Source organism: Bacteroides sp. 11BF, assembly GCF_019633765.1.
Lineage (GTDB): Bacteria > Bacteroidota > Bacteroidia > Bacteroidales > Bacteroidaceae > Bacteroides > Bacteroides hominis.
Genome location: NZ_JAFKPJ010000015.1, coordinates 112,907 through 122,706, shown reverse-complemented (window position 1 = coordinate 122,706; position 9,800 = coordinate 112,907). Strand labels below are relative to the sequence as shown.

6 protein-coding genes are annotated in these 9,800 nt (G+C 44.5%); all 6 read left to right on the top strand.

Going from position 1 to position 9,800, the window contains the following annotated elements:
- Nucleotides 1–444: 444 nt before the first annotated feature.
- On the top strand, nt 445–1,011 hold the full coding sequence (locus JZY04_RS15940) for an RNA polymerase sigma-70 factor (protein WP_005782513.1): 567 nt from the start codon (nt 445–447) through the stop codon (nt 1,009–1,011).
- 73 nt (nt 1,012–1,084) lie between these two features.
- A complete protein-coding gene (locus tag JZY04_RS15935) occupies nt 1,085–2,053 on the top strand; it encodes a FecR family protein (RefSeq protein ID WP_032541174.1) in 969 nt (322 codons plus the stop codon).
- 184 nt (nt 2,054–2,237) lie between these two features.
- Complete coding sequence (locus JZY04_RS15930) at nt 2,238–5,678, top strand: TonB-dependent receptor (protein ID WP_122143002.1); 3,441 nt, start codon at nt 2,238–2,240, stop codon at nt 5,676–5,678.
- Nucleotides 5,679–5,700: 22 nt separating this feature from the next.
- Nucleotides 5,701–7,320 (top strand): RagB/SusD family nutrient uptake outer membrane protein, encoded by a 1,620-nt coding sequence (locus JZY04_RS15925; RefSeq protein WP_005811120.1) that lies wholly within the window; start codon nt 5,701–5,703, stop codon nt 7,318–7,320.
- A gap of 36 nt (nt 7,321–7,356) precedes the next feature.
- On the top strand, nt 7,357–7,731 hold the full coding sequence (locus JZY04_RS15920) for a hypothetical protein (RefSeq protein ID WP_005811122.1): 375 nt from the start codon (nt 7,357–7,359) through the stop codon (nt 7,729–7,731).
- Nucleotides 7,732–7,738: 7 nt separating this feature from the next.
- Nucleotides 7,739–9,775: a BNR-repeat neuraminidase N-terminal domain-containing protein gene (locus JZY04_RS15915; protein WP_122143001.1), complete on the top strand. Its 2,037-nt coding sequence runs from the start codon at nt 7,739–7,741 to the stop codon at nt 9,773–9,775.
- Nucleotides 9,776–9,800: the final 25 nt, after the last annotated feature.

Below are 9,800 nucleotides of genomic sequence, written 5' to 3'. Positions count from 1 at the left end.
TATGAAAATGCTTTTTAAGGGGAAAACTGACAAGAAACAAAAAGTATACTTCTGAATACGAGGGAATTAGGAAAGTTTTTCAAGCGATGGAAGAGGGTGGAAGATGGAAGATGAGGGTGGAAGATAAATGGGCTGAAAACGCGATCTTCCACCGTATTAACTAAATGATAATCAGATAAAAATATGGAAAAAGGTGGAAGATGGAAGATAGAAATGCATTTCACGGAGGAGAGGACGGAAAAGGTACTGTCCACGATTTTACCCCTATTCAACCGTATTCCAATAAAAAAGAACATTTTCCGAAAAAACATATTAAAGAAAGATGCTTCACAATAAGCAAAATAAAAATTAAAACTACTCTCCTACATTGCAAACTATTTAGTTATATTTGCAATCTAAACATATCTTATACTATAGATAAAAGAAATAAGTCCGCTAAAAAGAATGCAGCCTAATCATCTACTGGAAACACAGAAAAGTTTTTCAGACATATATTCTATATATTATGTAAGAATGCTCCGCTTCTCACAAACCTATGTCATTGCAGAAGAGGATGCAGAAAACATAGTGCAGGATACCTTTCTTTATCTGTGGGAACATCTGGACCTACTGAAAGACATAGAACATCTGGATGCCTTTCTTTTCACACTGATCAAAAACAGATGTTTAAACTTTCTGAAACACCAGTCGTATATTCAGGCTAAAACCTGTTCACTGAAAGCAGACGAAGAGTTGGAATATCAACTGAACCTATATGCTTTGGAACAGTTCGACGAAGCTGTCTCCTCCATTCCGGAAGTAGAAAATCTATTAAGCCAGACAATGCAAAAGTTGCCTGAACGTTGCAGAGAAATTTTTCTCCTCAGCCGGATAGAAGGATTAAAATATAAAGAGATAGCCGAGCGCCTGAACATATCCGTCAATACTGTTGAAAATCAAATATCTATCGCATTGCGTAAACTCAGATCAGAACTTAAAGACTATCTTCCCTTACTTGTTTTTATTATTTAGAAGATTTTTTTATATTTCCTTTGGTGGTAAATGCATCCCCGATTGTCTTTACTGTAAAACCACTCAAGGAACCATGAATGATGAACTAAAAAAATACTTCACAGGTGCCATGTCAGCCACCGAAAAAGCGGAATTTTTGAATAGACTCCGGAATAATCCGGAAGCTAAAAAAGAATTTGCACGCATGAAAGCTGTATGGGCCATCTCCGGACTCACATCACAGGAAGGAGACCGGGAAAAGACCGCAACAGGTATAGCTGAATTCGACAAACGACTGAAACGACGTTCTATACGCCGCTTCCGTATCGGGCTTCTAAAGTATGCAGCCGCAATCTGTCTGCTGGTCACCACTACCTGGTTCATTAGCAACAGATATGCACAGATCGGACAAAAAGACTTATATACAGAAATCAATGTCCCTAAAGGGCAGCGAGTCAACATGACTCTTCCGGACGGTACTTCCGTATGGCTAAGCCCTCAGAGTAAAATCAAAATCCCCAATGCATTCAACCGGAAGAGCCGTACGGTAGAGCTAAATGGCGAAGGGTATTTTGAAGTGACCAAAAATGCCAAAAAACCTTTTATCGTAAAAACGCAACGGTTCAACATACAAGTATTGGGTACCCGATTCAACGTATTCGCCTATGCCGGAAAAGAGAATAAGTTTGAGACCTGCCTCGTAGAAGGCCGTGTGTTGGTCTATAACAAAAACAACAGAAACGAGAAGGTATACCTGAATCCTCACGAGAAAGTATCGTTGGTAAACAACCGCATGGTAGTGTCAACCTCTAACTTCGATAATGAAGAATACCTGAAAAGCGGCATCTTTAGTTTCCGTTCAAAACCCTTCGGAGAGATTCTGAATTACCTGACCCTGTGGTACAACGTACAGTTCAAATTCACCGGAGATGTGAAGCTGGATGAACGAATCTCCGGTAAAATCCGGCAAAGCGAGGATGTGGACAATATCCTGATAGCCCTGCAAGGAGTATACCACTTCAAATTCAAAAAAACAGATGACGAGCATTATGAGATTTATTAAATACCAATGTCTAACCTTTAAAAACAAATCAGCACTATGACTTAAATATTTTTCACCCCAACAATGGATAGTGTGACAAAAAAGGGTGAGCGCTACCAACACTCACCCCCGAAAGAGTCAATACTATCTTTTATCCATCTCGAAATAGACCTATAGTATTAATCTTTAAACGTACGACAAAGTTATGAAAAAAAACTTGTTGCAGAAATGGTATGTCCATCAACAACTTGAATTAACACATATTATACGAATTATGAAACTGTCCGTGTTCTTTATATTCGTTTTTCTCTTTCAGCTCCAGGCTGGTAACGTAAAATCGCAGGAGGCTCGTGTAACTCTCTCCAAGAGTAGTCTGACTTTCGGTGAGTTAATGCGTGAAATCGAGAAACAGACTAATTATCTGTTCATGTATCGTGATGCCGAAATTGACCTTTCACAGGAAGTCGAGGTAAAAAACACCCATGCCACTGTAACGGAAATCCTGAAAACGGCACTCAGAAACAAAAAACTGACGTATAAGTTCTCCAATAACTACATTTCTCTGTATGTAGACAAAGAAAAAGCGTCCGAAACGACAATCACCCAGCAAGAGCGCAGAATCAAAATCAAAGGTGTGGTGATCGATCAGATCGGTGACCCGATTATCGGAGCCAACATTTCGCTGAAAGGGCAGCCGGGAACAGGAGATATTACAAACATTGAAGGAAACTTCACGCTGGAAGTGCCAGAGAAATCAGTATTAGTGATTTCATACATCGGCTACCTGACTCAGGAAATACCGGTAAATGGCAAATCGTCTTTCAATATCCAAATGAAAGAAGACACTAAAACCCTGGACGAAGTAGTGGTAGTAGGCTATGGCTCACAGAAAAAACAGACTGTGACTGCTTCAGCCTCTACGCTAAAGGTATCTTCGCTCAAGAATGTACCTACTGCCAATCTGGCCTCCTCACTCGGAGGACGTGTCAGCGGGGTGTTGATCCAGCAAACCGGCGGTGAAGCCGGATACGATGACCCGACCATCATTATCCGTGGTTCCAGCTCACCTACCTCCTCTTCTCCCTTGATTGTAGTGGATGGTATCATCGGACGCAGTATGGCTCAACTCGACCCCAGTGAAATCGAGAGCATGACGGTATTAAAGGACGCCTCTGCCGTAGCCCCTTACGGTGCACGCGGAGCAAACGGTGTAATCCTTATCACTACAAAGCGTGGTAAAAGTGGCAAAGCACAAGTAGACTATAACTTCAAAGTAGGTTTCGGTACCCCCACCCGTATGCCTGAGATTGCCAGTTCTTATGATCATGCACGCTTCATGAATGAGGCTTGGCGCAACAAAGAAATGGATTTGGGCGAAGACCCGGGTATGTATGGCATTTATAATGAAGAGGAGTTACAGAAGTTCAGAGATGGTTCCGACCCCTACGGTTATCCTAACACGGACTGGAACAAAGAGGTATTGCTCCCTCGCGCCTGGCAACAGATGCACAGCCTGACGGCAAGCGGCGGTTCTGATAAGGTGAAATATTTTGCAGGATTCGGCTATGTGAAACAGGATGCCCTCTATGGTGACACACGTACCAATGAATCGACCTCCGGTTTCAACCGATATAACGCACGTGTGAATATAGACGCCAACATTGTGGACAAATACCTGAATCTATCGGCAGATATGGCCTATCGCCAGGAAGACAGAAACAGTATTGCCGGCAGTACTTCCGATGTATTCAATAATATGCACCGTAACCCGCAGACAGATCCGGGACGCTTTCCGGACGGCAACTTAGGTAAAGTGTCACTGGGTATCAACCCTATCGGCTTGGCTACCGAAGGAGGTTGGGTCAAAGATCGTAAAAGTGTATTAAACACACGCTTCATGTTGGATTTCAATGTCCCGGGACTCGAAGGCCTGAATCTGAAGGGTATTTTCTCCTACGACAAAATATTCAACAGCATCAAGAGATGGACCACTCCGGTAGACTTCTATGTGTGGAACAAAATTACAGGAGAATATGACGGACACTCACCGAACCGCGAAGGTGCGGAACTGAAACAAACGTACTCTACAAGTCAGGCCATGACGTTTGAGTTCCAGGCAGCCTATAATAAAACCATTGCGCAGGATCATCAATTGGGAGCATTATTTGTATTCTCACGTTCGGAAGGAGCCGACGAAAACTTCTGGGCCTCACGTACCAAATATCGTATTTATTCCATCCAGCAACTGTTTGCCGGACCAGACAAAGACAAGGATAATAGCGGCAGTGCTTCCGAAACCGGTAAAATCGGTTCGGTATTCCGTCTGACCTACAACTATAAAGAGAAATACATGCTGGAAGCGAACGGACGCCTCGATGGTTCGGAAAAATTCCCGAAAAACAAACGTTATGGCTTCTTCCCTTCTGTATCGGCTGCCTGGCGTATATCGGCAGAACCTTTTATGGAACCCTTCTCGGAAGTGCTTAGCAATCTGAAACTAAGAACTTCATGGGGACGTGCCGGCACAGACAACATCGGACAGTTCCAATATATGTCTGCTTATGGTACAGGCGGCGATGCCGTATTCGGCGGTCAGAATCCGGAAATCGCTCCGGGATATACTGAGACCCGTTTCCCGAATCCTAACATTACATGGGAAACTTCTGAAATGTTCAATATCGGTATAGATGCCTCGTTCTTCAACGGAAAACTCAATCTGGAAGCGGATTGGTTCTATAAAAAGACAAACGACATCCTGCGTGAACGTACAGATATGCCGGCTATCCTGGGATATAAATTACCGGCTGCCAATGTAGGTAAAGTAGACAACAGAGGTATCGACCTGAACATTACGCATCGCAATCATCTGCGCGATTTCAATTATTCCGTTGCAGGTAACCTGACCTGGGCCAGAAACAAAGTGATTGACCTGCTGGAACCTGCCGGAGAGAAAAACAACCCGAGACAGCGCAGTACCGGACACTCCATGAGTCAGTACTTCGGTTACGAAGCACTGGGACTGTTCCAATCTGACGAGGAAGCCAATAACTGGCCTCAACCGCAATTCGGCAAAGCCAAGGCAGGCGACATTAAATACAAAGACCAAAACGGAGATGGCATCATCGACGCAGAAGATAAAATAGCTATCGGACGCAGCAATTATCCGGAATTGGTATACGGACTAAACCTGAATGCCGAATGGAAAGGTTTTGATGTAACCTTCTTCTTCCAGGGGGCAGCGTTGGCAGACTTTTACTACAATGGTTACCTGGCCTTCCCATACATAGAGGGACGCGGAGGAGCTTTGCTTGAACATCACATCGGTAACACCTGGACACCAGAGAATCCGAAAGCGGAATTTCCACGCCTGTATTACGGAGGCAACGCCAATAACCAGTTGTTTTCTTCCTTCTGGATGCGTAATGGTTCATACCTCCGCCTGAAGAATGTAGAAATAGGTTACGACTTCAAGAAACTGCTACTGTCCAAGGTATCCGAAATTCAAGGATTGCGTCTTTACTTCAGCGGTTCTAACCTGCTGACCTGGTCGCAAATAAAATATTTCGACCCTGAGTTGCGCTCTACTGACGGAAGTGCTTATCCTCAAATGAAAACCTTTGTGTTTGGTGCTAACATTACATTCTAAACTTAAAAATTGAAACGTGATTATGAAAAAGATAAATACAGCCCTGTTCTGCATATTTGTATTGCTCTTCTGTTCGTGCGATGTATTGAACAAAGCTCCACTAGACGAAATCGCCGACGATTCTTTCTGGTCGGACGAAACACTGGTGAAATATTACGTAAACGATCTATATAGTGAAATTTCCGTAGACGGACTGCAATTACAGGAAAACCGAAGTGACAATTCTGTCTCAGCACAACGGGATAAATATCGTGCAAGCTGGTTCAAATTCAACTATGATATGGTCAGCGCTTCCGACCCTCAGGATGACGATGTATGGGAAGATTATTACGTAAAGGTACGTAAATGCAACCGTTTTTTCGAACGAATCGGTACGTCTACCATCGAAGAAAGCGAAAAGTCAAGACTTACGGGAGAAGTTCACTTCTTGCGTGCCATGTTCTATTTCGAAATGGTAAAGCGATATGGCGGTGTCATTCTACTGGATAAAGTACTCACCATGGAGGATAACTGGGAAATTCCCCGTTCGTCCGAGAAAGAATGTTATGACTTCATTCTGGACGACCTCAAAAAGGCAACCGAAATGTTGCCGGCGTCTTATGGTTCAAGAGAAAAGGGACGTGCCACCAAAGGTGCTGCTTATGCACTGAAATCAAGAGTGGAACTGTATGACAAACGCTACGAAGACGTGATCAAGAGTTGTGCCGAAGTATACAAACTGGGATATGAACTGGTAGATGGCACTACTCCGGAAAAATACCGCTCTATCTGGTGGACTACCAACAAAGATAACAAAGAAATCATCTTCGACATCCAATACAAAAGCCCGGATGTCTACAACAACATGATGGTGTGCAACATGGTGACGTATATCAACGATAAATATGGTGATCGCGGATGGGGTGGCCTCGGCCCGACCCAAGAACTGGTTGACGCATTTGAAATGGCAGATGGCTCACCTGCCACGCAATACTCACAGGCTCCCGCCGATCAGGTATTCGATATCAATACTTGTGGCATCTATGAAGGACGTGAACCAAGATTCTATGCCAACATCGTTTTCCATGGTTCCCAGATTTTCTTCAATGCAGATAAAGGTGCTGTAACTGTAGACCGCTATCTGATGGATACTCCTGATAAAGGCGATGGTTCACTTACCGGATACAATGTTTGGAAATGGATCGATTATGATAACTATAACTATCCGTACGCAGGCGCCAGCAGTCCGGACTTCAGTACCAACTGGATCATCCTCCGTTACGCAGAGATTTATCTGAATGATGCAGAAGCGCGCCTTGAAACCGGTGATGTAGAAGGTGCACGGAAAGCCGTCAATGTGATTCGTCAACGAGTAGGCTTACCTGCGCTTACCGAATCCGATCCGGCAAAATTGCGTGAACTGATTCGGAAAGAGCGCCGCATCGAGTTTGCTTTCGAGGAACAACGTTTCTACGACGTACGCCGCTGGAAAGTCGGTCCCGAAACCCAAACGACCCTGCATGGAGTGCGCTTTGTCTCACCGACGGAATTTAAGATAACCAAAACAGACATCCGTACCTGGAATGACCGTTTGTACCTGACACCGATTCCTCACGACGAGATTGTCCGCTCCAGCGTACTGACACAAAACCCGGGATATTAACGATTGATTTCATCACATTTTAAATATAGCATGATTATGAATAAAATAATTTCTATACTGATTTGCTGCTTTGTTGCCGGCTGCCTTTTTGTCTCGTGTGAACAACCCGACATACCGGACGTACCGAATTATGACAAAACGGAAATATTGACTTTTAAAGTGTATAACCAGGATAAAGAAGAGATCGGTACCCCTGTTATTCTTTCGGATGAAGGTATCGTCTCCATTACCGTAGAAAACGGCACTGACCTGTCCAACGTCTTTGCCACCTGCACACTCTCTTCCGGAGCTACCCTGTCCCCTTCACTCGGAGGCTATCAGGACTGGAGTGGACTGAGCAAAGAGTTTACTGTAATTTCGGCCAGTGGTAAACGTTCAAAACCATGGACCGTGACTTTCAAAACCAAATAAATTCATAATGAAATATGTAATAATATTCATCCTCTGCATCTGCTGCTCCCTGCAGATGCAGGGTAAACTTCCTGCCTCAAAAGGCGGGAAGTCTAATCTCGCCCTCTGCCTCGACGGGAAAGACAATAACGTACGGACAGGTATGGGAATTCTGGAACCTTCGTGGACCTTGGAGTCCTGGATTAAAGGTAACGACTGTAAATGGGACAGTCTTGAAGTTATCATCGGAGGAGGTGAATACAGTGAATTGAACTGGGTGGACTATCTGCCTTTGGTCGTAAAAGAAGGCAAACTTCACTCTACCCGTGCCAATCTTTCGGCACCGGAAGCATTGGATGACCAATGGCACCATGTGGCACTGACTTGTGACGGAAAGCAGACCATACTTTATCTTGATGGAAAACAAATGGCCAAAGCCGATACGGCAATTTCCATCCTTCCCGGTGCTATCGGAGTTCACGATGTATATTATACTTTCGGCGGATTGATTGATGAAGTACGCATTTGGCGCAAAGCTTTACCGGAACAAACGATCCGTCAATGGATGAATCGCCCCGTAGAAGCCAGTCATCCCGCTTTTAAATCCTTGTGGGGATATTATAACTTCGACGACCTGAAAGAAGAAACATCCATCAATTGGGTAGGCAAAGGACATCAGGCTTACCATATCCGCAATGGGCGCAACAAATACAATGGAAAAGCTCCGCTGGCTTATGCAGTCCCTAACGATAATACCGCATTTAAAGAGTATGACGGAAAACAACAGTTATTCAATGCCGTAGTCATCCAAAGTGAATGGGATGTTGATCAAGGAAGCAAAGACGACCAGGCACTAAAACTGAGAATAGCCGTACAAGGTTCCCGGAAACCACTGAAACTGACAGAGCTGAAACTCGATTTCACCGGCACGACCACTCTTGCGGATATTGAGCAAATCCATATTTATTCTACCGGGAGTGAGGCACGATCCGTGCAACGCAAAGAACTGTTTGGCAACGGGCATACCCCCGAACAGTCAATGACTCTCTGCCCGGAGCAGGGAGAAGAGATCCTGTTACAACCGGGGATCAACTATTTCCTTCTTACATTCGACGTCAGAAAAGAGGCAACTCCCGGACATACATTATATGCCTCCGTACCTTCTTTCCGCCTAAACGGAAAACAGTATATTCCCGAAACAGCTACCGAAGAGGTCCGTAAACAAGTGACTTGCAACAACCAAACACATTCCAATATAGTAAAAGTGCTTCAATGGAACATCTGGCATGGAGGTATTCATCTGGGTAACGAGGGGCAGCAGCGAGTATTCGACCTGATCCGAAGCACCCATGCAGACGTGGTCATGATGCAAGAAGCATATGGCATCCAACAAATGCTGGCAGATTCATTAGGGTATCATCTCAAAACCCATTCTCTTAAAGACAACCTGGCCATGTACAGCCGCTTTCCGTTGGAACCCATAGCATGGCGGGAACCCTTCAAATCGAACCCAGCCAAAATAACCTTACCAAACGGTAAGCGGATAATGCTTGTAGACTGTTGGCTTCGTTATGCCTACCGTCCGGAATATACAAGTGGTTACGCTGAGAAAGGACTGGATCCTTCTGTCTGGGTCGCTGAAGATTCCATATTGGCACTGCCCGATATCCGCAATATCTATACAAAGGATATTGTACCGAACCAGGAAACAGACATGCCGGTCATTATCACCGGTGACTTCAACTCGTGTAGCCATCTTGACTGGACAGAACGAGCCAAACCATTGCATCACGGATACGGTCCGGTGGCTTTCCCCGCTTCCCGCTATATGTTGGAAAATGGTTTCAAAGATAGTTTCCGTGAGAAGAATCCGGACGAAGTTGCATATCAGGGAGGCACTGTTGCCGCCATCTACGGGCAAATGCAAATGTCCCGTATCGATTTCATCTATTATAAAGGAGGGCTGAAAGTATTATCATCCAAAATAGTACGTACGGCTCCCGAGATAGATTATGTGTGGGCATCAGACCATGCAGCGGTACTTACCGTCTTTGAGGTTGAATAAAATGATAGGCACGGATCGTGCAGAT

What these genes read in the sequence shown, in the direction of transcription:
- JZY04_RS15940 (WP_005782513.1), top strand. Translation starts at nt 445, where the DNA reads ATGCAGCCTAATCATCTACTGGAAACACAGAAAAGTTTTTCAGACATA.
- JZY04_RS15935 (WP_032541174.1), top strand. Translation starts at nt 1,085, where the DNA reads ATGAATGATGAACTAAAAAAATACTTCACAGGTGCCATGTCAGCCACC.
- JZY04_RS15930 (WP_122143002.1), top strand. Translation starts at nt 2,238, where the DNA reads ATGAAAAAAAACTTGTTGCAGAAATGGTATGTCCATCAACAACTTGAA.
- JZY04_RS15925 (WP_005811120.1), top strand. Translation starts at nt 5,701, where the DNA reads ATGAAAAAGATAAATACAGCCCTGTTCTGCATATTTGTATTGCTCTTC.
- JZY04_RS15920 (WP_005811122.1), top strand. Translation starts at nt 7,357, where the DNA reads ATGAATAAAATAATTTCTATACTGATTTGCTGCTTTGTTGCCGGCTGC.
- JZY04_RS15915 (WP_122143001.1), top strand. Translation starts at nt 7,739, where the DNA reads ATGAAATATGTAATAATATTCATCCTCTGCATCTGCTGCTCCCTGCAG.